The organism is Microbacterium sp. F01 (assembly GCF_056156365.1).
The window spans coordinates 2,470,830-2,495,409 of the sequence record NZ_CM149592.1; the positions used below are offsets into that span (position 1 = coordinate 2,470,830).

A 24,580-nucleotide genomic window follows, 5' to 3' on the forward strand; every position below is an offset into this window, starting at 1 on the left:
CGCGCGATTCTCGGCGCCCGCCTTGTCCTCCCTGGGCGAACTCTAAGAAACTCGCAACGTTTCGGGCACGATCCGCATCACTTCAGCGCGCAGGTCGGGAGGGAATCGAGGTCGCCGCCCTCGCTCACCGCGTCGAGCACGGCCAGCGCGTCGTCGAGATCCTCGACCGAGAACACGCGCAGATCGCCCGGGATGTGGCCCACGACCTCATCGCAGTTCGCTTCGGGGGCGAGGAACCACTGGGCCCCGGCATCCAGCGCGCCCCACATCTTCTGACGGATGCCGCCGATCGGCCCGACCTCGCCGTCCGCGGTGATCGTGCCCGTGCCCGCGACCTGCTGGCCGCCGTTGAGCTCACCCGGAGTCAGCGTGTCGATGATCCCGAGCGCGAACATCATGCCCGCGCTCGGGCCGCCGACGTTGTTGAGCTGGATGGTGACGTCGATCGGGAAGTCGTAGTCCGTCGTGAGATTGACCCCGAGGATCCAGCTCGTCTCACCGTCGTCGTCCGTGCTCTCCTTCGGGATGACCTCGACGGTCTGCTGCTCGCCGTCGCGCTCGATGAGCAGTTCGACGGGGGCTCCCTCCCCCTCGTTGATGACCGAGCGCAGGGTGGCGACATCCGTGAGTTCCTCGCCGTTCGCCTCGAGGATCAGGTCGCCCTGCTCGAGAATCCCCGCAGCGGCGGCATCATCCATGACCGAGAACACCGCCAGGGTGGCTCCGACGTCGTAGCCGAGCTCCGTGAGCGCTGCGGCGGTCGCCTCGTGCTGCGAGTCCACCATCATCTGGGCGCTCTCCTCGTTGCGCTCCTCCGTGGTCTGATCCTCGGGGAAGATCGCGTCGATCGGCATGACGGCCCGGCTCGGGTCGAACCACGCCATCGCGAGCTCGAACCACGACGGGGTGTGCTCGCGGTTGCCCTGCACCTGCACGGTGAGCAGGTCGAGGGATCCGTCGGTCGGGTACGTCTCCGCGCCCTCGACCGAGATCAGCGGCACTTCCTCGCCGTCGGCGTTCTGAGCGCTGCCGAGGGTGTTGTAGACAGGCCCGGGACGCTGGATGACGTACGACGTCGGCAGGAACGTGATGACGAGCAGCACCACCATCGCGACGGCGAGCGCCCACACACCCACCAGCGTGCGGCGGGACATCCGCGGCCGCGGTGCGGGCTCGATCGTCGTGTTCTCGTCGAACAGGGCCACGCGGGACCTCTCTTCCGTGCCTTGTCGTTGATGCGCCTGGTCGTTCGCGACCGGCGTAAGGCGTAAGGGGTCCCTGCCGGGGAGTGCGACGGATGCTGCGACTAGCGTAGAACGCAACCTCATCGACCGGCTGAAAGGCGGCTGAAGTGGCAGACGACGTCACTCCCGGGGGCGACCCGAGCCCCGAGGACGACTTCCAGGAGCTCATCCGCCAGCTGTTCGGCGGCGCGGCGGGCGACTTCGACCCCGAGCAGCTCTCGCGGCTGTCGGGGATGAACATCGACCCCGCCATGATGCAGGCGGTCATGCGCCAGCTGCAGGGCGCGTTCGAAGGCGCCGACGAGACCGGCATCTCGTGGGACATGGCCCAGCGCCAGGCGCTGCACATCGCGAATCAGGAGGGCCTCGGGGTCACCGCCGGCCAGCGCACCGACCTCGACCAGGCGTTCGCGCTCGCGACCCTGTGGCTGAGCGAGGCGACCACCATCTCGGAGCTGCCCACTCCCCCGGCGACGCTCACGCGCGGCGCGTGGGTCGAGGCGACGCTGCCGGTGTGGCAGGAGCTCGCGGCACCGGTCGCGACGAGCATCGCCGACGCCCTGACGACGGCGCTGAGCGAGCAGGCGCCCGAAGACATGCAGGGACTGGTGCAGGGCGCAGGGCGCCTCATGCGCACGGTCGGCGGGTCGCTGTTCGCGTCGCAGCTCGGCCAGGTGGTCGGCAATCTGTCGAAAGAGGTGGTGAGCGGCGGCGACGTCGGCATCCCGCTGATGCCCGACGGGCAGGCCGCGATCCTCCCGCAGAACTTCGCGGACTTCGGCCGCGATCTCGAGGTGCCCGAGGATCAGCTCGCCCTCTACGTCGCGACGCGCGAGCTCGCGCACGCGCGCCTGTTCCGGCACGCCCGCTGGCTGCGCCTGCACGTCATCTCGCAGGTCACCGACTTCGCCCGCGGCGTGCACGTCGACACCGATGCCCTCGAAGACCTCGCCACCCGCTTCGACCCGTCCGAGCCCGAGGAGCTCCGCCGGGCGATCGAGAGCGGCGCGCTTCTGCCCGCCCGCTCGGAGGCGCAGGACGCGGCTCTCGCGCGCCTCGAGAACCTCCTCGCCACCGTCGAGGGCTGGGTCGAGGTCGTCACGGAGGACGCCACGTCGCGGCTCCCCTCGGCGCAGCGCATCTCGGAGGCCGTGCGCCGCCGCCGCGCCGTCGGTGGTCCGGCCGAGCGCGCGCTCGGCTCCCTCGTCGGCCTCGAGATCCGCCCGCGCCGCATGCGCGAAGCCGCCGCGATGTGGCGCGCCGTGACGGAAGCCGTGGGCCCGGCCGCGCGCGACGCGCTGTGGGACTACCCCGACCTCATGCCGAGCGCGTCCGACATCGACGATCCCGCGTCACTCGTCGCCCGTCTTGAGGCCCGCGCGCGCGGCGAGGAGCCGGTGCGCGACGAGATGGACGACGCTCTGGCGCGCCTGCTCGCAGGCGAGGAGCCCGGCGGACCGGCCGCGGGCGAGGCATCCGATCGCCCGTCCGAGTCCGACGGCGCGGGCGACGAGGGTGAGAGCGGCGCGCCCGACGACCACCGGCCCGTGTAGGCGGCCGGCCGGGCCGGATCGTCGGTTCCTCCCCAGGTTCGCGGGATCCGGCGATTCGCGATCTCGGCCTGTGGATACCGGCTGTGCGCCCCGCGGGTGCGACAGGATCGGCGCATGCTGCGACTCGACCCCTCGTATCCCCCGGTGTGGCGGACCGACTCGACGATCCAGTTCGGCGCCGAGCCCGTCGCCGTGCTCGACGACCCCCAGCCGTGGCAGCAGCGGCTGTTGCGCGAGCTCGAGCGCGGCATCCCCGACGGCGCGGCGGTGCCGTTCGCGCAGGCGCTCGGAGCACCCGACGCCAGGGCGGCGGCGGGGTTCCTCTCGCGCATCCGCCGGGCTCTGATGACGGATGCCGCGACCCGCCGCCGCATCCTGGTCCAGTGCGCCGAGGACGTGCCTGACGAGCATCGCGACACGGTCGCCGCGGGCCTGTCCGCCGAGGGATTCGACGTCGACACCGCCCACCGCTTCGATGCCGTGGGAAGGGTCGGAACGGATGCTGCCGCCGTCGTCTTCATCGTGCATCGTGTGGTGGCTCCCGGCTCGGCCGCGGCTCTGATGAGCGCCGACGTCGACCATGTGCCTGTGGTGCTCACCGGTTCGGGGGCAGAAGTCGGTCCGTTCGTCGGGCCGGGCCGGAGCGCGTGCCTCGCCTGCGTCGCGGCTCACCGCCGCGACAGAGACCCGTCGTGGCCTGCGGTCGCCGCTCAGCTGCTGGGGCGCGCCGTGGCGAGCGAGCCCTCTGTGCTGTGGGAGGCGGGGATCGTGGCAGGGCGGCTCATCGCGGAGCGCGCGCGGCACCCCTCGGCCGGCCGGACCCGCTCGGTGACCCTCCGCGCCGGCTCGCTGCACCGGCACGTGCGGTCGCACCGCCCGCACGCAGAGTGCCGTTGCCGATCTCTCGCAGAAACCGCGACGGCTGTCGCTCCCGTACGCCTCGCGCCCACGACAGCGACAGCGTTCGCCCGGCTCGCGTGATGCCGACGTACGCGAGCCGCCGTTCCTCGTCGACCTGCTCGAACGTCGTGGCGTATGAGATGGGCAGCAGACCCTCCGCGACGCCGACGAGGTGCACGTGCTCCCACTCCAGGCCTTTGGCCGCGTGCAGCGTCGCAAGGGTGACCGTGCGCATCGCGGGCTCGTCGTGCGCCTTGGCCCGCGCGGTGAGCTCGTCCGCGAAGGCGCGGAGCGTCGTGCCGGCGGGAGCCTCCTGCGCGAGGCGCAGCAGAGCGGCGCGAGCCTCCCACGCGTCGCGGAGGGCGCCGCCCGCCTCCGGCGGCTCGTCGGTGAGACCCCGCGAGCGGAGGATGTCGCGCACGGTGTCGACGAAGCCGCTCTCGATCGGGGCCACCGAGGCCGCCCGCAGCTCCATCACCGCCTGCCGCACCTCGGGCATGTCGAAGAAGCGGCGGCCACCGAGCACCGTCGTCGCGATCCCCGCGTCGGAGAGCGCGGCGACGAGCTCGGCCGACTGCGCATGCGCGCGGTAGAGCACCGCGATGTGGCGCGGGTCGGCGCCGTCGGCGATCTGCGCGGCGATCCGCGCCGCGACCGCGCGCGCCTCGTCCCGGTCGTCCTCGAAGGCGGTCACCGTCGGAACCGGTGCGGCGTCGGTCTGTGCGTCGCGGTCAGCGGCGGCCGCGAGGTGCAGGGCGCCGGGGCGTCCGCGCATCAGCTCGTTCGCGACCGCCAGGATCGGGGCATCCGATCGATAGTTCGTCTCGAGGCGCACGACCCGCGTGCCCTCGTACCTCGACGGGAAGTCGAGGAGGTACGCCGCGTCGGCACCGGCGAACGAGTAGATGGTCTGGCTCGCGTCGCCCACGACGCAGAGGTCGCGGCGGTCGCCCAGCCACAGCTCGAGCAGGCGGTTCTGCAGCGGCGACACGTCCTGGAACTCGTCGACGGTGAAATGGCGGTACTGCTCGCGCACAGCCTTGGCGACCTGGGGCTCGGCCTCGAGCATGCCCGCGCAGGCGAGCAGCACGTCTTCGAAGTCGAGTTGGCGGCGCTCGTCCTTGAGCTTCTCGTACGCGTGCTGCAGCGCGACGACGCGGTCGACCCCGAGGCGGCCGACCCCGTTCGGGCGGGCCGTGGCGTAGGCGTCGACGCTCAGCATCGAGACCTTCCGCCACTCGATCTCAGATGCGACGTCGCGCAGGGTCGCCACGTCGGGCGCGAGCCCGATGCCGTCGGCGGCGTGGGCGAGCATGCGCACTTTGTTGTCGATGATGCCCGGCGCCGTGTCGCCCGCGAGGGTCGGCCAGAAGAAGTTGAGCTGCGCGAGGGCGGCCGCGTGGAAGGTGCGGGCCGATACTCCGCCCACGCCCATCGCGCGCAGGCGACCGCGCATCTCGCCGGCGGCCTTGGTCGTGAAGGTGACCGCCATGACGCGTCCGGGCGAGTACGCCCCGGTATCGACGCCGTGCGCGATGCGATGCGTGATGACGCGGGTCTTGCCCGTTCCGGCGCCGGCCAGCACTGCCACGGGTCCGCGCAACGCGGTCGCCGCCTCGAGCTGATGCTCGTCCAGCCCGGCCAGGGCGCCGGCGCTCACGCGCGCTCCGCGTACCAGTCGGCAATGAGCCGGTGCGCGATGGACGCCCGCCCCGGCAGCACGACATCACCCTCGCCGGCGAGAGCCCGGCCGATCTCGTCACGTGTGAACCAGCGGATCGCCGCGATCTCCTCGCCGTCGGCGCGCGCCGCCGCGTCGTCGCGGGACTCGGCGAGATAGCCGACCATGAGCGAGCGGGGGTACGGCCATGCCTGAGACCCGCGATACGTCACCGTGCCGACATCGACGCCGGACTCCTCGGCGACCTCCCGGCGCACGGCCGCCTCGAGCGACTCGCCGGCTTCGACGAACCCGGCGAAGCACGAGAACCGGTCGGCGCCCCATAGCGCGTTCGAGCCGAGGAGCAGCAGGTCGGGGTCGTTGGCGCTCGTGATGGCGACGATGACCGCCGGGTCGGTGCGCGGAAAGTGCTGCCGCCCGCAGTTCGGGCAGCGGCGCGACCAGCCGGCATCGCCCAGGACTGTCAGCGTGCCGCACGCCGGGCAGAACGGCGCGTCGATCAACCAGCGCCCGAGACTGAGCGCCTCCACGAACGCGCCGGCATCATGGGCCGACAGCAGCGCTCCGACGGTGCGCAGACCCGCCCAGCCCGCCGGTGCGACGAACAGCTCCTCGTCCTGGGATGCGAATACAGCGGCGAGCAGCGCGGCCCCGTCGTCGTCACGTCCGAGAAACGCCCATTCGGCTCCGTGAGGGACGTCAGCGGGTGGGAGCCAGAGCAGCGACTCCCCCGCGACGAGTGGCGCGGAATCGCCGACGATGACGAGGACGCGGGAGGCAGCATCCGTCTTCGCCGTCTCGAGCAGGTCGGGGATCAGCCGCTCATCGGCCGCGCGATCGAGCCCGGGATGCGCCAGCGGATTCAGGCTCGTGCTGTCGGGCGCCGTCATCGAACATGCTCCGCTTCGTCGTTCAGGGCCGGGCGTGGCGCGGGGACGGACGAGCGCGACCGACCTACCCTGGGCACATGGCACGCTCACCCCTCACTCTAGCCGCGTCGGTCACGTCGGCTCTCCCGCGGGTCGGCGTCGTCGGAGTCGGCGCCCTCACCGAGGGAGCGACCGGCCGCTACGACGCAGCGGTCGCCGACCTCGACGATGGGCGCCGTGTGGTCGTGCGGGTGCCTGCCGACCCGTCGTCCGCCCCCGAGCTCGCCGCGGAGGTGCGCGCGCTGCGCGCACTGACACCGGGTGTGCGAGGTCTCCTCCCCTTCCGCGCCCCCGAGCTGCTCGGCGAGGCCGGCCTCGGCGACACGCGCGTGGTCGTCGTGGACTTCCTTCCCGGGTATCGCGTCGACGCGGCCCACCTTCCGCCCGGACGCGGTGCAGCGACTTCGCTGGGCGCGGCGCTGGCCGCGCTGCACGCGCTGCCGCACTCGATCGTCAAAGCCGAGGGTCTGCCCGCGCGCACCCCGCAGCAGGTTCGCGCCGACGTCACACGCCTGATCGAACGTGCCGTCGCGACGCGGCGGCTGCCGGTGAGTCTGGCGGAGCGCTGGCACCGCGCCGTCGACGCCGACGAACTGTGGCGCTTCGAATCGGCCGTCGTGCTCGGCGGCGCCGGAGCCGCCTCGTTCCTGTTCGAAGACCTCGACGGCATCCCGACCGTGACCGGACTGCTCGAGTGGCACGGACTGTCGATCGGCGATCCGGCGACCGACCTGCAATGGCTCGCGTCCGCTCCCGACGCCGCCGAAGACGTCTACGCCGCCTACGTCGCCGGCAGCGGCCGCGCCCCCGACGCGCGAGCGCGCGAGCGTTCCCGCCTGTACGCCGAGCTCGAGTTCGCGAAGTGGCTCGTGCACGGCCACGACGCCGACCGCGACGACATCGTCGCCGACGCCGTGGAGCTGCTCGAATCCCTCGCCGCGGGCGTGGCGGGCGACGACATCCTGGCGGCGGCTGCGCTCGACGTCGACGACGCGATCGCCCTCCTCGAGCGCACGCCCGGAGCGGGCGCACCGACGATCGACACCTCGATGCAGACCGACGCGTACGATCCCGAGGAGCTGGCGCAGTGGGTCGCGGACGAGGATGACGCCCGGCGGGATACCGGTCCGGTCTCCGCCGCACCGGAGTCCTTCGACACGCAGGAGATCTCCGCCGAAGACCTCGCCGCGTTCCGGCCCGTCGACCTCGACCCGTCGGCGGTCGAACTGCCCGCGCGGCACCCGGACGACGACCTCTCCACCGCACCCATCACGCTGCCGGGCGCGATGACGACGCAGGGCGCCGCACCCTCACGCGAGGACGAGGGCGGGATGGATGCCGCAGCCGAGGCGGAGCGAGCGTCCGAGGCGGCCCTGCGCCGCTGGCTCGCCGACTGAGGCGGCACCGCGACGGCTGACCTTTCGGCGGCCGGGCGATCTCAGCTGCGCAGGATGACATCCTCAGCCACGTAGTAGAGCGCGACGTCGATCTCGTCGAGCGGTACCCCGTGCTTGGAGTGATAAGCCCGGCGGTAGAGCTCGAGCTGCAGCATCCGCTCGTCCTTCTCGGCGGGATTGCGCGGCGCGACGCCGGTCTTCCAGTCGACGATCTCGATGCGGCCGCCGCGGTCCTCGCGCCGGTACACCGCGTCGAGCTTGCAGATGACGATATGCGGCAGGCCGTCGGGGCCGATGGTGGTGAAATCGATCTCGGTCTCGACCTCGATCGGCTGCAGCGGCGCCCACTCCGACGCGAGGAAGCGCTCGCGCAGCGCCGCGAGTGCGGCGGCATCTTCGACGGATGCGTCAGTGCCAGGCACGTCTTCATCGGTCTCCCACAGCGCGTCGTCAAGCGAGCCGCCCAGCCCCGAGCGCCCGGAACGCTGCTCGACCCAGGCGTGGAAGAGCGTGCCGAGGCGCGTCTGGCGGAAGGGTCGTTCCGGCATCGGCCGTGCGATGCCGGCGAGCGTTCCCTCGAGGTCGGCGACGTACTCCTTGTAGCGGGACGCCGCGATGCGGGTCGGCGCCGTGTGCACCGGGCGCGCGCGACGCGCATCGCGCTCGGCGAGCAGAAGCGCCGCCTGGGGATCGACCTCGGCCCTTGGCGCGTCGAGCGCTGCCTCGACAGTCGCCGCCGCGCCGCCGACGGCCGCTCGGCGAGCGCCGAGCGGATCGATCGGCCACTGCAGTACGCGCCGCTCGCCCTGGTAAGGGTCGTCGCCGGGCTCATCGTCTGGCAGCGCCAGGTCCTGCGCCTCGGCGATCTCGGTGAAGAACGTGCTGCGCGTGCGGGGGCGCTTGGTGCCCGACCACGTCGCACCCGTGAGCAGCAGGTGGTCGCGGGCGCGGGTGACCGCGACATACGCCAGGCGACGGTCCTCTTCGAGCTGCCGCGCCCGGTTGGCCTCGACGAAGGTCTCGATCGCCACCTTGAGCTCCTGCTGGGTGGTTGCGGACTGCCACCCGAGCGCGGGCAGCCAGGCGGAGTCGCCGCGGAACGCGTACGGCAGAACGCCGAACCCGAGCCAGGCCTTCGTGTCGCGGGGTGCGCTCGGCAGCTCGTCTTTGACGAGGCGCACGACCGCGACAGCGTCCCACTCGAGCCCCTTGGACCCGTGGATCGTCAGGAGCTGCACGACGTCGTCCTCGGGCGGCTCGGTGCGGGGCGCGAACTCGTCCAGCTGCTCGGCGTGGTCGAGCCAGGCGAGCAGGCTCGACAGCGAACCCGTCTCGTCGGCGGCGAGGAAGGCGTGCACCTCGTCGACGAAGGCCCGCAGCTGCGCCGACGCGATGCGGGCGGGGCCTCGTGACTCGTTCGCGGCGAGCTCGATGTCGAGGCGCAGCTCCAGCTCGATCAGCCGCACCAGTTCCGGGATCGGCATGGCGCTCGCCTGACGGAGACCCGCGAAGACGGATGCCGCGTCCCGCAGCCGCTCGCGCGCCCGGGGCGTGAAACCTTCCAGCCAGCCGTGGTCGGACTTCTGCCGCAGCACGAAGTCGAGCGCGTCGACCAGCGAGCCGTCGTCGTCGCCGGCGCTTCCCCGGATGCGCTCGACGACCTCGGGGGCGAGGGGCTGCAGTGCGGTGTCGTGACGAGCGAGGCGGCGGGACAGCGCCGCGAGCTCGCGCAGGTCGGGCAGACCGATCGCCCACCGTGGCCCCGACAGCAGCCGGATGAGCGCGGAGCCGGCCGACGGATCGCTGATGACACGCAGCGCGCACACCACGTCTACGACCTCAGGCGTCGAGAGCAGGCCGCCGAGTCCGAGGATGCGATGCGGGATGCCGCGGCGCCCGAGCGCGTCGCCGAACCGCACCATGTGCTTCTTGCTGCGGAAGAGGATGGCCCCAGTGGTGGATCGACCCACGTCGGCGCGTTCGGCACGAACGCGCGCGAACCACTCTGCGACACGGTCGGCCTCGGTGTCGAGGTCGGCGTCGAAGCCGAGCTCGACCACGCCGGCGGGCGCCGCCGGCCGCGGCTGCAGCTCGCCGACCGCGACGGAGGCAGACGCCGCGAGCGGTGCGAGCACGGCGTTCGCCGCCGTCAGCACCGAGGCGCTGTTGCGCCAGCTCGTGAGGAGAGCATATTGCGCGCATGCAGCACCCGGGGCGAAGGCTGCCGCGAAGCCGCCGAGGTTGCCTGCGCTGGCGCCGCGCCAGCCATAGATCGCCTGGTGCGGATCGCCGACGGCCATCACGCCGGAGCCGGCGAAGAGCGCGGCCAGCAGGTCGGTCTGCGCAACGGACGTGTCCTGGTATTCGTCGAGGAGGACGACCCGGTAGCGACCCTGCAGTTCGTCGGCGACCGCGCGGTGGCTCGCGACCACCTCCAGCGCGCCGGCGACCTGGTCGGAGAAGTCGATGACGCCGAGCCGAAGCTTCTCGGCGGCGTACTCGCGCGCGAGGTCGGCCAGCAGCGCGAGCGCGTCGACCCGGTCTGCCGCATCGGCGACATCGGCGTAGACCGTGGTCCGCCGATTGGTCGACGGCAGTTCGCGCACGGTGCCGAAGCGCTCGGGGAACGCGGCGAGCGCATCGAAGTCGACGAGATTGTCGACGCCGTCACGAGCGATCCGCAGAGCGGCGTCGACGATCGTGCGCACGGCCTCCCCCCGCTGCTCCAGCCGCGGGTCGTCGGAGGCGAACACGACGCGACGCATGAGGAGCCACGCCGCGGACTCCGACAGGACGGCGGCGTCGGCATCCCGTCCGATCCGCAAGGCGTGCTCGCGCACGATCTGGTCGGCGAAGCTGTTGTAGGTCGCCACGCTCGGCCGGTGCAGGAGCGCGTCGTCGACGGAGTCCTGCGCGACGGAGTCGACGCCCCGCGCGAGCGCATCGAGCAGGCGGTGACGTTCGGCGGTCGCCCGCGCCCCGTCGACGCCGGAACGCTCCAGCTCGCCGAACACGTCGAGCCGCCCCGCCTCCGCGAGCGCCGTCAGCGACGGCAGCAGGCCTCGCCGCTCGAACTCGGCGAGGCGCGCGAGGCGCTTCTGGATGCGCTCCGCGAGCTCGCCGGCGGCCTTGCGTGTGAACGTGAGGCCGAGCACCTCGTCGCGGCGGACGATCCCGTTCGCGACCAGCCATACGACGCGGGCCGCCATCGTCTCGGTCTTGCCGCTGCCGGCGCCGGCGACGACGAGGGCGGGCGCCAACGGCGCCTCGATGACGGCGACCTGCTCGTCGGTCGGGGGGAACTGCCCGAGCGCGGACGCGATCACGCGCGCCGACAGGACGGGAGTCGGGGACACCGCCTGCGTGTCCACGGGCTGCACGATGGTCACGAGGCGCTCACCGCGCCCACGGTGTGGATCCGGCAGAGCCCGTAGGAGTGCTCGTCGCGGCAGTGCTCCTCGTACGGTGCGGTGAAGCTCACACCCCGCATCACCGCGACCGCTGTGCGGATGCGGCCGACGAACGCGTCGCGCCGCTCGTCGTCGAACGGCGGCTGCCACGGCGTGACGTAGTCGGACTTCGTCGCCGTCGGCCGCAGTACGAGGAGCTTCGCACCGCCGGGCGCATGGCCGTTCGCCTCAGGGATCGCGCCCGACTCGAAAGCGAGCTGGTACGCGCCCAGCTGCGGGTTGTCGAGCACCTTGGCATCGGTCTGCGGCTCGCGCTTGCCGGTCTTCAGATCCATGATGACGACGGTTCCCTCCGGGGTCAGCTCCACTCGGTCGATGTACCCCGACAGGATCACGCGGTGCGTCGTCGCCTCGGCATCGACGTCGAGCTCGGGGCCGGCCGCCTGCGCTCCAGCAGTCGCGCTGTCGTCCTCCAGCGGGATCACGACCTCGAAGTGCGGTTCGGCGCCGATCAGGGTGCCTCCGGCGTCGTCGAAGCGGCGCAAGTACAGGTGCAGGCGCCGCACCAGATCGCGTGCCCGGGTCTGCTCGGCGCGATCGCGCCAGTCCGCCTCGAACGTCAGCTCGCCCCAGCGCGACTCGACCTCCGCCCAGAGCGCCGCCTCGTCGTGACCCGCCGCGTGCTCGAGGGCCGCGTGGATGATCGTGCCGAGGCCGGCGGTGGTGCCGCCCGGATCGCCGCCGAGATCGGCGATCACCCAGTTGAGCTCGCATTCCTCCAAGGCGTGCAGCCGCGAGGGCGAGACCCGCACGTCCTCCCGGGAGAGATCGCGCAGCGGCCCGGTCGATGTCGGCCCCGCGACGCCGTACCACTCGCGCGGCGAGGCGCCGGGGACACCGGCGTCCGCCAGCAGCGCGAGCTGCTCCGCGGCGCGCACCGCCGGCGCGGCGATGGAGCCCGCCGCGGAAGCCGAACGTGTGGCGGCGGCGGTGAGTGTGCGCCGATGCCGCGCGACGAGTCCGCGCAGCGACACCGGGTGATCGAGTTCGAAGGGCTCAGGATCGGGCAGCAGTTCGAAGAAGACGCTCGGACCGGTGTCGTCGTCGTCGACGGCCGTGACGATCACCTGGGCCGTCGCGCGCGACAGTGCCCGCGCGAGCAGGCGCAGCTCGTCGTGCATCGCTGCGCGGCGGCGGTCGAACGCGCCGAGCGTCTCGCCGTCGGCGCGGGTCGCGGCATCCGTCAGACGCCACGTGTCGAGGAGGCTGCCGCGCAACCGGGTGTTGGGCCAGACGGCGTCCTGCAGGCCGGCGATGACGACAGTGTCGAACTCGAGTCCGAGGGCGCCGGCCGGGGTCATGATGCGCACGCTGTCGTCGCGCGTCGGCGCTTCGAGGCGGTCCTCGGCCACACCGCTGTCGAGGATCGAACGCGCGAACACGCGCGGATCGGCGTCGAGAGACCGTTCGACGAAACGCTTGGCCGCCTGGAACAGCGCCACCAGGGCGTCGAGATCGCGGTTGGCCTGCTCGGCAAGCGGGCCGTTGGTGCGCGCGAGCTCGCCCCACGCGCGCTCGAGACCGCTGCGGTCCCACGCGGTCCAGAGCAGTTCGTGCGCCGTCGCCCCGCGGTCGAGGTCGTCGCGCAGCACGGCGAGCGTGCGCGCCAGTGACGCCGCACGCCGGGCCTCGCGCGTGTCGAGCAGGTCGAACTCCAGAGGCCGGCGCATCGCCGAGAGCACGAGGTCGCGACCGGAGCGTTCGGCGACCTCGTCGCTCTCGGCACTCGCGACGCTGTCGGCGTCCTGCGGCCCGCTCTCGAGGACCCGCCGCACCTCGGCGTGGCGCAGCGCCGACCTCAGCCGGCGGAGCTCGATGACGTCGAGGCGTCCGTAGGTGCCGATGAGCGCCGCAGAGACCTCGTCGAACGTCCACTCGTCGCGCGAGGCGAGCTCGATGAGCCGCAGCAGGTCGGCGACCGGCCGCACCGCGCCCAGCGCGCGCCCTGGCCCGCTCGAGCGCGCCGGCACTTCGCGCGCCGATAGCTCGGCCTCGAGCGCGGCGACCTGCCGCGTGTCGTGCGCGATCACGGCGCAGGCGCGCCACGGAACGCCGTCGCGGACGTGCCGCTCGCGGAGCACGCGCGCGATCGCATCGTATTCCTCGGCCGCCGAGCGCAGCGTCAGCACCCGCACCGAGTCGTCGGTCTCGGCACCCGAGGCCGCCCCGCGATGTGCCACCACACCGACCGCGCCGATGCGCTGCGTGACACGGCCGACGAGCTCGCGCTGCCACGCGGTGCCGCGATGCCCGACGGTGAGCACGTGCACGGCGCCGAGCGACGCCGCCAGCCGGGCGAAGTTCTCCGGCGTCGCGCCGCGGAACGACCCCGACCCGACGTCGGGGTCGCCGAAGGCGAGCACGGCGGCGCCCCGGGCCCGCACGGCCTCGAGCAGCTCGACCCCGCCGAGCGTCAGCTCCTGTGCGTCGTCGACCAGGACGACGCGCACGCGATCGACGGCCGGGCTTCCCGCCGGGGCCGTGCGCAGCAGGCCGACGGCCTCGCGGACCAGCCCCGCGGCGTCCCGGTGGGCGCCGCGCATGCCGTCACGCACCTGCAGGTACTCGCCGAAGAAGGACGACAGCGCGACCCATGCCGGCAGCTCGTGACGCTCACCCAGCTCGCGGAGGCGCCGCGGCTCGATGCCGAGGGTCGTGCACTCCGCGAGGAACGTACGAACCTCGGTGCGGAATCCGGCGGTGCCGCGGATCGTCGGGCCGAGCCAGTCCGGCCAGCGCACCGCACCGGACGCTTCGTCTTCGTCGTCGCCCTCGAGGAGGTCGCGGATGATCTGATCCTCGTCACCGCCCGTGAGAAGCTGCGGCGGATCGGCCTCCGCCGCGACCGCGTGCGCCCGCACGATCTGGAATGCGTAGGAGGCGACCGACCGGGCGAGCGGCCCCGTCGTCGCCACGCGCACGGCGAGGCCGAGCCTGTCGCGCAGAGCCGTCGCGGTCTGCCGCGACGGCGTGAGCACGAGGATCGAATCGGGATCGACGCCGCCTTCGGTCAGGGCGGCGACGCGCGCGATCAGCGTCTCGGTCTTTCCCGTACCCGCTGCGCCCACCACGACGCCCGATGCGCCCGACGGCAGCTCCAGCACGACCCGCTGCGGCGCGTCGAGGCGGTCGGCCGCGTGGTCTGCCCTGCCCGAAGTCACCCTTCGACGCTAGCGCGAAGGGGCGACATCGCCCGTTCGCCCAGAGCGTTCCGGAGACGGGCGGATGCCCCCGCGCGGTGTCGTAGAGTTGCCATGCGTCCGGGGAGCCCTCAGGCATTCAGCCAGCAGGAGCCCTCAGCCATCCGGCAGGAAACTATCGCCCCGCGCAGGAGGACAGTCACGTGGAGATCCGCATCGGCATCGCGAACACCGGCCGCGAGCTCAACTTCGAGACGAACGAGCCCGCTGCCGACGTGAAGAAGTCCATTGCCGCCGCCCTCGACGCCGGCGCCACGCACGTGACGTTCGCCGACGCGAAGGGCAACTCGTACATCGTCCCGACCGCGGGCCTGGCCTACGTCGAGCTCGGCTCGGAGGAGTCGCGCCGCGTCGGCTTCGTCGCCTGAGCGGAACCGGACCCATGCAGATCCTCATCGCGTTCATCGTCGGCGCGGTCGTCGGCATCGGCATCCACTTCCAGCTCCACCAGCGCCTGACGCGCGGCGTCGTCCTGGCGCCGATGATCGGTGCCGTGTCGGCCGGTGCGGCGTGGTCGATCCTGACGTGGCTCGGCGTGGGCATCGACACCCCGTGGCCGTGGCTCGCGGCGCTGATCGTCCCGATCGTCGTCACCTACCCGGCGATCACCCTCATCTCACGTGCCCGCGTCTCGCACGACGCGCGCGAGAAGGCCCGCCTCGGCATCGGCTGATCCGGCTCGGCTGCGCGCACCGCGAGGACCCGCGGCCGCAGCATCCGTCCCGCGTCAGGCGGCCAGCCCCATGGCGTCCATGCGTCGCGAGTGCGCGGCCATGAGCTCGGTGAAGACAGGCTCGACCTTCTCCTCGGCCGCCGGTCCGAGATCGGTCGGCCGCAGCGCGGCGCGCGCGATGAGCAGGGTGTCGCCGACCAGGCGGCGCCCCCAGAGGGCCAGCAGCGACTTCCACTCGGGGTCGCTCGCGATGGCCTGGGAGATCAGCTCGACGATGGCCTGCCGATCGTCGTCGGCCTGCAGGATGCGCGCGACGCGGTCGCCGGTCTCGCCGTAGCTCGCCGACAGGGCGAGGTAGAAGTCATCGAGCATGCCGGCCGTGATGTGCACCGACAGCATCGTCTCCTGCGGCCGCACGCCGTGCGTGGCCGCTCTGAAGGCGTCCAGCGGCTCGCGGAACGGCCGCATGACCTCGGTGGGATCGTCGCCGCGCTCGCGGATCAGCGCGACGAGTGCCTCGTGCTTGGTGAGTGCCGCCCCGGCCGCGCGCGAGACGGCCTCCTTCTCACCGAGTTCCGGGATCGACTGGATCAGCTCGGTGAGCGTCTCGAAGAAGCCGAGCTGCAGATACGCGGCCTGACCGAGGAACGTGTCGATATCGGGAGCGAGCTCCTCGAAGTCGACGCGATTGCCGCCGCTCAGCTCGTCACGCGAGCGCAGCTGCAGCTTGCGTCCCGTGTCGCGACGCTGCCAGAACCACTTCACCATGCACGAAAGCCTACGAGGGGACACCGCCTCCATGCTCGCGCCGGGGTCCTCGGGTATCGTGGGTGTCGGCCCCGGCGTCGGATCGGGGCGCCCGCGCCTGTGGGAAAGAAGGGCGTGGATCGCTTTTCCGCCCGCGCGGCGACCTCAGAAGAGGCCGGATCCCGCGCCAGGGCATGAACCCAGGCAGCATCCCACTGCCGGACAGGCACATATCGTGACGACCTTCGCCGAACTCGGCGTTGATCAGGACATCGTCGACGCTCTCACAGCGAAGGGCATCGTCGACGCGTTCCCCATCCAGGAGCAGACCATCCCCCTCGGCCTTCCGGGCCAGGACATCATCGGCCAGGCCAAGACCGGCACCGGCAAGACGTTCGGCTTCGGCATCCCCGTGGTCCAGCGTCTCGGGAAGGATCCCGCTCCCGGCGTCAAGGCACTCATCGTGGTCCCCACGCGCGAGCTCGCGGTGCAGGTCTACGAAGACATGGACATGCTGACCTCGAACCGCTCGACGAGCGTCGTCGCCATCTACGGCGGCAAGGCGTACGAGGGTCAGATCGACCAGCTCAAGGCCGGCGCGCAGATCGTCGTCGGCACGCCCGGCCGCCTCATCGACCTCAACAACCAGCGCCTGCTCGACCTGTCGAACGCGACCGAGGTCGTGCTCGACGAGGCCGACAAGATGCTCGACCTCGGGTTCCTCCCCGATATCGAGAAGATCTTCTCGAAGGTCCCCGCGATCCGGCACACGCAGCTGTTCTCGGCGACCATGCCCGGCCCGATCGTCGCGCTCGCGCGCCGGTTCATGTCGAACCCGATCCACATCCGGGCGACCGACCCCGACGAGGGCCTCACGCAGGCGAACATCCGTCATCTCGTGTACCGCGCGCACTCGCTCGACAAGGACGAGGTGATCGCCCGTATCCTGCAGGCCGAGGCTCGCGGCAAGACCGTGATCTTCACGCGGACCAAGCGCGCCGCGCAGAAGCTGGTCGACGAACTGAACGACCGCGGCTTCAACGCCGGCGCCGTCCACGGAGACATGAGCCAGGAGTCGCGCGAGCGTTCGATGGCGGGCTTCAAGGCCGGGAAGAAGGACGTCCTCATCGCGACCGACGTCGCCGCGCGCGGCATCGATGTCGACGACGTCACCCACGTCATCAACCACACGATCCCCGACGACGAGAAGACGTACCTGCACCGCGCCGGCCGCACCGGCCGCGCCGGCAAGACCGGCATCGCGGTCACGTTCGTCGACTGGGAGGACCTGCACAAGTGGGCCCTCATCAACCGCGCCCTCGAGTTCGGCCAGCCCGAGCCCGTCGAGACATACTCGTCGAGCCCGCACCTGTTCTCCGACCTCGACATCCCCGCGGGCACGAAGGGCCGCATCGTGACGGCTCCGAAGACGCAGGCCATCCGTGTCCAGCCTGAGAGGGCCGCGGATGCTGCGGCCGAGGCCGAGACGAACGGCCAGGCTCCGCGAAGCCGGCGTCGCCGTCGCCGGTCGGGCTCGTCCGAGCGCGTGGGCTCCACCTTCGAGACCGCGGACGGCGGCACCGCCGCCGTCCAGGGGCACGGCGCCCCGGCGAGCACCGACGGCGATCGCTCCACCGACGGCGGCGGCACCCACGACGGCGGGGGCAAGGAGCACCACGACGGCAAGCCCGCTCCGCGGCGCCGGCGCCGGCGCCGCGGCGGCAGCGGCGGGTCGGCTCCCGCGGGCGGCGCCACCGTGGGCGCCTGAATCCGTTCTCTCCTGTCGCGGCGCCGTCATCCGGCGCCGCGACAGCGCTATGGTGAGCGCAGGCGGCGCACAGGGCGCCGGTACCTCGCATTCACGAAAGGCACACGATGCGCATCATCGAGGCCGTCACCACCGGTTATGAGTACCAGGGCTTCTGGGGCTCCTTCTGGGACATCATCTGGTGGTTCCTCTGGATCTTCTTCTTCATGGCGTACCTGTTCGCGCTGTTCGCCGTGATCGCCGACCTGTTCCGCGACCACAAGCTGAACGGCTGGTGGAAGGCCGTCTGGATCATCTTCCTGATCTTCGTGCCCTTCCTGACGCTGCTCGTCTACCTCATCGCGCGCGGAACCGGCATGGCCAAGCGCAGCGCGAAGGAGGCCTCCGAGCTGCAGAGCGCACAGGACGCGTACATCAAGTCCGTCGCGGGCTCAGGCGCCAGCCCCGCCGAAGAGATCGCGAAGGCGAAGGGCCTGCTCGACGCCGGCACGATCACGCAGGCCGAGTACGACGCGCTGAAGGCCAAGGCCCTGAGCTGATCGGCAACCCGCCGATCGTCATGATCTGACCCGCGGAGTCCGCGGTCACGGAGCGCCCTCGTCCACCCTCACGGGTAGACGGGGGCGCTTCCGCTCGCCAGGGCGATGATGCGCGACACCATCTCGTCGGTCGTGGTGTTCTCACCCGGCTGGTTCGGCTTGCCCAGGCCGTGGTAGTCGCTCGAGCCAGTCACGACGAGGTCGCGTTCACGGCACAGATCGCGCAGGGTCGTGAGCGCCGGGTCGCGGTTCTCGCGATGACCCAGTTCGAAGCCGGCGAGGCCGGCGTCCAGCATCCGTTCCATCAGTCGCATCGGAAGCAGGCCCGCTCGCCCGGCGGGATGCGCGATGACCGGCACTCCCCCGGCGCCCGCGACGAGTCGCACCGCGGTGACCGGGTCCGGCGCGTAGAGCGCGACGTAGTAGTCGCCGCGGGGGCTCAGGATGCCCGCGAACGCCTCGGCTCGATCGCGGACGAGCCCCCGCGCCACCAGCGCGTCGGCGATGTGCGGGCGGCCGACGGTCGCCCCGTCGGAGGTCTGCTCGAGGATGTCGTCCCACACCAGGTCGTAGTCGCGTGCGATGCGGTCGGCCATCAGCCGCGCGCGATCCAGCCGCGATGAGCGGATGCGCGCGGTCTCGGCGCGCAGCGCCGGCTCGTCGGGGTCGGGCAGGTACGCCAGCACGTGGACGCTGCGCCACTCGTGCCGCGCCGACAGCTCCATCCCCGGCACGAACGTCATGCCGAGGGAGGTCGCCGCCTCGGCCGCCTCGGCCCAGCCCGAGGTGGTGTCGTGGTCGGTGAGGGCGGCTGTGCGCACACCATGCCGGTGCGCGGATGCCATCACCTCGGCGGGAGGCTGCGTGCCGTCGGAGTTCGCCGAGTGCAGATGCAGGTCGCTCGGTCCTTCGAACCGCTGCAGTCTGGGCATCCTCCCAGCGTAGCGCGGCGGTACCACGCGGCACGCCCGGTGCGCTGACGGATCTCACAGCCTGCTCGCATAGAGTCGCCGACGTGCTTCGCCTGCTCGGGATCCTCATCACCGTGCTGTGCGCGATCGCTGCAGCGGTGCTCACGTTCCCGGGCTTCTTCCGCGTCGAGCGCATCTATCCCATCGCCCAGATCGTCTCGTTCCGGGGCATCCTCGCGCTCGCGTTCGCCGCCGCGGCGCTGCTGGCGCTCCTCCTGGCGATCGCCCGCCCGATCCGCGCGTTCGCGTTGTCGCTCGCAGTGGTGGCGGGGCTTGCGACCGTCGCGAACATCGCGGTGCTGTCGTCCCGCGGGGGCCTGGGCAGCGACCCGCTGCCCGCCAAGACCGACGCGTCCATCCGCGTCATGACGTGGAACACCGCCGGCCCGGCGACGCCGCCCGAGACGATCGCCAAGATCGCCGTCGCGATGGATGCCGACATCGTGGCACTCCCCGAGACGACCATCGAGACCGGCGAGAGCGTCGCCATCGCGATGCGCGACCTCGGCCACCGCATGTGGGCGCACCATGCCTCAGACCCGTCGACGGAATGGGATGCCGGCTCCACGACGCTCCTGATCTCGCCCGAGCTCGGCGACTACGCCGTGATCGAGTCGTCGCTCGACGGCAGCAGCAACACCTCGACCGTGCCGAGCGCCGTCGCGATGCCCGTCTCCGGCGAGGGTCCGATCGTGGTGGCCGTGCACGCGGTCGCGCCCCGCCCGAGCTACATGCAGAATTGGCGGGACGACCTCCAGTGGCTGGCCGATCAATGCGGCGATGGCAACGTGATCATGGCCGGTGACTTCAACGCGACGGTCGACCACATGTCGGGAATGGGGCTCGACGGCGCCACCCTCGGTCACTGCAGCGACGCAGCCTCCGAGACGGGCAACGCCGCGCTGGGCACCTGGTCGGCCGACATGCCGGCAATCCTCGGCGCCCCGATCGACCACGTGATGGCGACCCAGCAATGGCGGGCGACGGGCTCCCTCGTGCTGCGCTCGCTCGACGGTTCCGGCTCCGATCATCGGCCGCTCATCGTCCAGTACGACCCCGCCGGCTGAACTGTCCGCGCTCCATCGCCCGTGCGAGACTGGGAGGCATGAGCAGCGCAGCCAGCGAGCAGTCCCCCGGCGCCACGAGCACCACCGAGACCTCGACCCCGACCTCGACCTCGACGAACCGCCGGCAGCCGTACGGCCAGGGCTTCCTCGACACGATCTCGACCGGCTGGGCGGAGCGCCCTGAGTCGACTCCGCCGGCACGCGCGCAGGCTGCGTACACCGCCGCGCGCCGCGACGCCGTGTCGGCGGCCTTCCCGGGCAAGCGCCTCGTGCTCCCCGCCGGCGAGCTCAAACAGCGCAGCAACGACACCGACTATCCGTTCCGCGCGCACTCCGCTTTCTCGCACCTGACCGGCTGGGCCTCCGACGCCGAGCCCGGTGCGGTGCTCGTGTTCGAGCCTCGCTCCGCCGGCGGTCACGATGTCACGCTCTACTTCCGCGAGCGCGCCGACCGCACGACGAGCGAGTTCTACTCGGATGCCTCGATCGGCGAGTTCTGGATCGGCCCGCGGCCCGCGCTGGCGGGCGTCGCCTCCGACCTCGGCCTCGCGACGGCGCACATCGACGACTTCGAAGCAGGTGACGGGGATGTCGTGCTCGACGAGGACGACGACCTCACTCGATTCGTGTCGGAGCTGCGCCTCGTGAAGGACGCGTACGAGATCGGCCAGATGGAACTCGCCGTACAGGTCACCGCCGCCGGCTTCGACGACATCGTCGCGAATCTGCCCGGGATCGTCGAGCACCCCCGCGGCGAGCGCGTCGTGGAGGGCGTGTTCCACCAGCGTGCCCGCAGCGACGGCAACGCGGTCGGCTACGACACGATCGCAGCATCCGGTCCTCACGCCTGCTATCTGCACTGGACGCGCAACGACGGCGCGGTCGTGCCGGGCGACCTGATCCTCATCGACGCCGGCGTCGAGGTCGACAGCCTCTACACCGCCGACATCACCCGTACCCTGCCGGTCAGCGGCCGTTTCAGCGACGTGCAGCGCAAGGTCTACGAGACCGTGCGTGAGGCGGCGGACGCCGCGTTCGCGGTGGCGAAGCCGGGGGTGAAGTTCCGCTCGATCCATGAGGCGGCGATGCAGGTCATCGCCACGCGCGTCGCCGAGTGGGGGCTGCTGCCGGTCACCGCCGAGGAGGCCCTCGACCCCGACGCGGGTGGCCATCACCGCCGCTACATGGTCCACGGCACGAGCCACCACCTCGGCATCGACGTGCACGACTGCGCGCAGGCGCGTCGGGACATGTACTACGACGGTGTCCTGGAACCGGGCATGGTCTTCACGATCGAGCCGGGCCTGTACTTCCAGATCGACGACATCACCGTGCCCGAGGAGTATCGCGGCATCGGCGTGCGCATCGAGGACGACATCCTCATGACCGCCGACGGACCCGTCAACCTGTCGGCCGCGATCCCGCGCACCGCCGACGAGGTCGAGGCCTGGATCGCCCGCGGCGGCCGCTGACCCCGTGGCATACACCGCACCGGCGTCGTTCACGACGCGCCCGACCCTGACGGGCACGTTCGGCATGGCCGCGTCTACGCACTGGATCGCCACCGCGACGGCTCAGGCCGTGCTCGAGCGCGGCGGCAACGCCTTCGACGCCTCGGTCGCCGCGGCCTTCGTGCTGCACGTGGTCGAACCCCACCTCAACGGTCCCGGCGGCGACCTCGTCGCCGTCTTCCAGGAGACGGATGCCGCGACCCCGACCGTGCTGATGGGCCAGGGGCCTGCACCGGCGGGCGCCACGATCGAGCACTACCAGGGTCAGGGTCTCGAGCTCACCCCGGGCGCCGGCGGCCTCGCGGCCGCGGTGCCCGGCGCGGTCGACGCGTGGCTCCTTCTGCTGCGCGACCACGGCACGTGGGAGCTCACCGACGTCCTCGCGTACGCGATCGGCTACGCGCGCGACGGGCACCCGCTCGTGGCCGGCGCCGCCGCCACGATCGCGCGCGTCGCCGAGCTCTTCCGCGACGACTGGGCGACATCGGCCGACCTCTGGCTGCCCGACGGCGACGTTCCGGTCGCCGGGCAGATCATGCGCAACCCGGCGTACGCGGCGGTGCTCGATTCGCTCGTGCATGCGGCGTGCACCGTCCGCGACGACGGGCCGGTCGGCCGCGCCGCCCGCATCGACGCCGCGCGGCGCGAATGGAAGACGGGAATCGTCGCGCACGAAGCATCCGCGTTCCTGTCGCAGCCGCACCGGCACTCCGGCGGCGGCGTGCACGCGGCGGTGATCACGACGGACGACTTCGCCGGCTTCGACGCTGAGTATGAGCCCGCGGTCACCCGGGCGTTCCGCGGCCGAACGATCGCGAAGGCGGGTGCGTGGACGCAGGGGCCCGCGATGCTGCAGACGCTGGGCATGCTCGAACCCCTCGCCGACGACCTGCTCGATCCGTCGCAGGAGGCGGGCGCGCACACGATCCTCGAGGCGCAGAAGCTGGCGTACGCCGACCGCGATGCATGGTTCGGCGACGACGATGTCGACCTCGACGCCCTGCTGTCCGCCGCATACCTCGATGAGCGGCGGTCGCTCATCACGTCGGAGGCCTCGGCCGAGTTCCGCCCAGGATCTCCGGACGGGCGCACGCCCTTCCGCCCGCCGCTGCGCACGACGTACGGCGCGCCCGCCCTGGGCACCGGCGAACCAACCGTCGCCAAGACCGGCGAGACGAAGGGCGACACCTGCCACCTCGACGTCATCGACCGGTGGGGCAACATCGTCTCGGCGACCCCGTCGGGCGGCTGGCTGCAGTCCTCGCCGACCATCCCCGCTCTCGGGTTCTGCCTCGGCACGCGCCTGCAGATGACGTGGCTCGAGCCGGGGCATCCGTCCTCCCTCGTGCCGGGCAGGCGCCCGCGCACCACGCTCACGCCCACGCTGGTGCTGCGTGACGGCGCGCCCGAGTTCGCGATCGGCTCCCCCGGCGGCGACCAGCAGGACCAGTGGCAGCTGCTGGCGCTGCTGCGCATGATCGTCGGCGGCTACGCGCCGCAGCAGGCGATCGACGCGCCCGCGCTGCACACGACGTCGATGCCCGAGTCGTTCTGGCCGCGCACCTGGACACCGGCGGGCGCCGTGGTCGAGAACCGCCTCGGCGACGCGGTGATCGAGGGTCTCGAGCGCCGTGGCCACCGCGTCACGCGAGCGGGCGATTGGGCGCTCGGCCGCGTGTCGGCCGTCGGACGCGATGCCGCCACTGGCGTGCTGTGGGGCGCGGCGAACCCGCGCGGGATGCAGGGGTACGCCGCCGGGCGGTGACGCCGTTCACGCTGCCACCCCGCGGACCGGCGGCCCCACGTAATGCGCCGATGGGCGGATGATCTTCGGGTCGCGCGCCTGCTCGAGGATGTGAGCGGTCCAGCCGATCGTGCGAGCGACGGCGAACGTCGGCGTGAACATCGACCGCGGGATCCCGCACTGCTCCATGACGAGCGCCGCCCAGAACTCGACGTTCGCGTGCAGCTCGCGGCCTGGCTTCGCCACCCCGAGCAGCCGCTCGGCGCTCTCCTGAAAGCGCAGCGCGAGCTCGACGCGCGGCCCGCCCGTGCGCTGTGCGACCCGCTTCATCAGCTCGGCGCGCGGATCGGCGGTGCGGTACACGGCATGGCCGAACCCCATCAGTCGCCGTCCGGATGCGAGCTCGCTGCGGATCCACGGCTCGATGCGCTCCGACGTGCCGACGGCGTCGAGCCCGTCGAGAGCTCGCGACGGCGCGCCGCCGTGCAGGGGTCCCGTCAGGGCGCCGAGGGCGCCGACGAGGCAGGCCGCAGCATCCGCCCCCGTCGAGGCGATGACCCGGGACGTGAAGGTCGAGGCGTTGAAGCCGTGGTCCATGACGGCGATGAGATACGCGGTCAGCGCGCTCTCGGTCGCCTCGTCGGGCACGATGCCGGTGACCTGGTGCAGGTAGTTCGCGACCACGCCGCGATCCTTCAGCACCGGAAGCTCACCGTCGCCGCGGGCGCGACGCCACAGCGCGCCGACGAGCACCGGCGTCGCCGCAGCCAGCGCGATCGCGTCGGCGAGGCGCTCGTCCTCGTCGAGATCGTAGAGCGGACGGATGCTGCGCCTCGCGCCCAGCAGGGGCCAGGCTGCCGCGAGCCCGGCCAGCACGTCCGGCGTCGCCGACGACACCGCGTCGACGACGACGTCGAGGTCTGCCTTCCGCGCGACGGTGGACTCGGCGATGCGCGCGGCGAACGCCGGGCGCGAGGCAGCCGTCGCGGTCTCACCCGTCACGAGCAGCTGCCAGGCGTCCTCGAAGCTCACGGTCTCAGCCAGCTCGATCGCCGACCGATCACGGTACTGATAGAAGCCTTCCGCTCCGCGGACGTCACTCACGGTGGTATCGGCGACGATCACGCCGGCAAGGCCCCGCGGCGCGTCGATCGGGGTGGGCCGTGTCGTCGTGGTCATGTCGGCT

The 24,580-nt window shown here is 72.0% G+C and carries 17 protein-coding genes; 9 read left to right on the top strand and 8 right to left on the bottom strand.

Annotated features, from left to right (window positions below; all coding sequences use genetic code 11):
- Positions 1 to 77: 77 nt before the first annotated feature.
- Positions 78 to 1,205: a YlbL family protein gene (locus tag ACVN90_RS11365; RefSeq protein WP_475098369.1), complete on the bottom strand. Its 1,128-nt coding sequence runs from the start codon at positions 1,203 to 1,205 to the stop codon at positions 78 to 80.
- A 146-nt stretch (positions 1,206 to 1,351) separates the two neighbouring features.
- On the opposite strand from ACVN90_RS11365, the gene ACVN90_RS11370 reads away from it, so the two are divergent.
- Positions 1,352 to 2,797: a zinc-dependent metalloprotease gene (locus ACVN90_RS11370; RefSeq protein ID WP_475098370.1), complete on the top strand. Its 1,446-nt coding sequence runs from the start codon at positions 1,352 to 1,354 to the stop codon at positions 2,795 to 2,797.
- 781 nt (positions 2,798 to 3,578) lie between these two features.
- Here ACVN90_RS11370 and ACVN90_RS11375 read toward each other — a convergent pair.
- Together ACVN90_RS11375 and nudC are read right to left on the bottom strand one after the other, a co-directional pair.
- The gene (locus ACVN90_RS11375; RefSeq protein WP_475098371.1) at positions 3,579 to 5,357 is read right to left on the bottom strand and encodes an ATP-dependent helicase; all 1,779 of its coding nucleotides are present in this window, start codon (positions 5,355 to 5,357) and stop codon (positions 3,579 to 3,581) included.
- The gene (gene nudC / locus ACVN90_RS11380; protein WP_475098372.1) at positions 5,354 to 6,268 is read right to left on the bottom strand and encodes an NAD(+) diphosphatase; all 915 of its coding nucleotides are present in this window, start codon (positions 6,266 to 6,268) and stop codon (positions 5,354 to 5,356) included. The genes ACVN90_RS11375 and nudC overlap by 4 nt, the downstream gene beginning before the upstream one ends.
- 77 nt (positions 6,269 to 6,345) lie before the next feature.
- Here nudC and ACVN90_RS11385 point away from each other — a divergent pair, with 77 nt between their 5' ends.
- Positions 6,346 to 7,704 carry a phosphotransferase gene (locus ACVN90_RS11385; RefSeq protein ID WP_475098373.1) on the top strand — a complete coding sequence of 453 codons (1,359 nt, stop codon included), beginning with the start codon at positions 6,346 to 6,348 and terminating at the stop codon, positions 7,702 to 7,704.
- A 41-nt stretch (positions 7,705 to 7,745) separates the two neighbouring features.
- On the opposite strand, the gene ACVN90_RS11390 is transcribed toward ACVN90_RS11385, so the two are convergent.
- Together ACVN90_RS11390 and ACVN90_RS11395 are read right to left on the bottom strand one after the other, a co-directional pair.
- Complete coding sequence (locus ACVN90_RS11390; protein WP_475098374.1) at positions 7,746 to 11,093, bottom strand: ATP-dependent DNA helicase; 3,348 nt, start codon at positions 11,091 to 11,093, stop codon at positions 7,746 to 7,748.
- Positions 11,090 to 14,335 (bottom strand): ATP-dependent helicase, encoded by a 3,246-nt coding sequence (locus ACVN90_RS11395; RefSeq protein ID WP_475098375.1) that lies wholly within the window; start codon positions 14,333 to 14,335, stop codon positions 11,090 to 11,092. The genes ACVN90_RS11390 and ACVN90_RS11395 overlap by 4 nt, the downstream gene beginning before the upstream one ends.
- Before the next feature lie 182 nt (positions 14,336 to 14,517).
- Between ACVN90_RS11395 and ACVN90_RS11400 the strand changes: the two genes are divergently transcribed.
- Together ACVN90_RS11400 and ACVN90_RS11405 are read left to right on the top strand one after the other, a co-directional pair.
- Entirely contained in the window at positions 14,518 to 14,742 is a 225-nt protein-coding gene (locus tag ACVN90_RS11400) for a DUF3107 domain-containing protein (RefSeq protein ID WP_018171265.1), read from the top strand.
- Between the two features lie 14 nt (positions 14,743 to 14,756).
- Entirely contained in the window at positions 14,757 to 15,047 is a 291-nt protein-coding gene (locus ACVN90_RS11405) for a hypothetical protein (RefSeq protein ID WP_475098376.1), read from the top strand.
- Positions 15,048 to 15,101: 54 nt separating this feature from the next.
- On the opposite strand, the gene ACVN90_RS11410 is transcribed toward ACVN90_RS11405, so the two are convergent.
- The gene (locus tag ACVN90_RS11410; RefSeq protein WP_475098377.1) at positions 15,102 to 15,815 is read right to left on the bottom strand and encodes a ferritin-like fold-containing protein; all 714 of its coding nucleotides are present in this window, start codon (positions 15,813 to 15,815) and stop codon (positions 15,102 to 15,104) included.
- Positions 15,816 to 16,029: 214 nt separating this feature from the next.
- Here ACVN90_RS11410 and ACVN90_RS11415 point away from each other — a divergent pair, with 214 nt between their 5' ends.
- Positions 16,030 to 17,562, top strand: coding sequence for a DEAD/DEAH box helicase (locus ACVN90_RS11415; protein WP_475098378.1), 1,533 nt, complete (start codon positions 16,030 to 16,032; stop codon positions 17,560 to 17,562).
- 107 nt (positions 17,563 to 17,669) lie between these two features.
- Positions 17,670 to 18,101 carry an SHOCT domain-containing protein gene (locus ACVN90_RS11420; protein ID WP_475098379.1) on the top strand — a complete coding sequence of 144 codons (432 nt, stop codon included), beginning with the start codon at positions 17,670 to 17,672 and terminating at the stop codon, positions 18,099 to 18,101.
- A gap of 68 nt (positions 18,102 to 18,169) precedes the next feature.
- Here ACVN90_RS11420 and ACVN90_RS11425 read toward each other — a convergent pair whose 3' ends face one another.
- Entirely contained in the window at positions 18,170 to 19,033 is an 864-nt protein-coding gene (locus ACVN90_RS11425) for a PHP domain-containing protein (RefSeq protein WP_475098380.1), read from the bottom strand.
- A gap of 83 nt (positions 19,034 to 19,116) precedes the next feature.
- On the opposite strand from ACVN90_RS11425, the gene ACVN90_RS11430 reads away from it, so the two are divergent.
- The 3 genes from ACVN90_RS11430 to ACVN90_RS11440 are packed head-to-tail and all read left to right on the top strand — an operon-like array spanning position 19,117 to position 23,415.
- On the top strand, positions 19,117 to 20,139 hold the full coding sequence (locus ACVN90_RS11430; RefSeq protein ID WP_475098381.1) for an endonuclease/exonuclease/phosphatase family protein: 1,023 nt from the start codon (positions 19,117 to 19,119) through the stop codon (positions 20,137 to 20,139).
- A 38-nt stretch (positions 20,140 to 20,177) separates the two neighbouring features.
- Positions 20,178 to 21,611 carry an aminopeptidase P family protein gene (locus ACVN90_RS11435; RefSeq protein ID WP_475098382.1) on the top strand — a complete coding sequence of 478 codons (1,434 nt, stop codon included), beginning with the start codon at positions 20,178 to 20,180 and terminating at the stop codon, positions 21,609 to 21,611.
- Between the two features lie 4 nt (positions 21,612 to 21,615).
- Positions 21,616 to 23,415 (top strand): gamma-glutamyltransferase family protein, encoded by a 1,800-nt coding sequence (locus ACVN90_RS11440; RefSeq protein WP_475098383.1) that lies wholly within the window; start codon positions 21,616 to 21,618, stop codon positions 23,413 to 23,415.
- Positions 23,416 to 23,421: 6 nt separating this feature from the next.
- On the opposite strand, the gene ACVN90_RS11445 is transcribed toward ACVN90_RS11440, so the two are convergent.
- Entirely contained in the window at positions 23,422 to 24,573 is a 1,152-nt protein-coding gene (locus tag ACVN90_RS11445) for a citrate/2-methylcitrate synthase (protein WP_475098384.1), read from the bottom strand.
- Positions 24,574 to 24,580 lie beyond the last annotated feature (7 nt).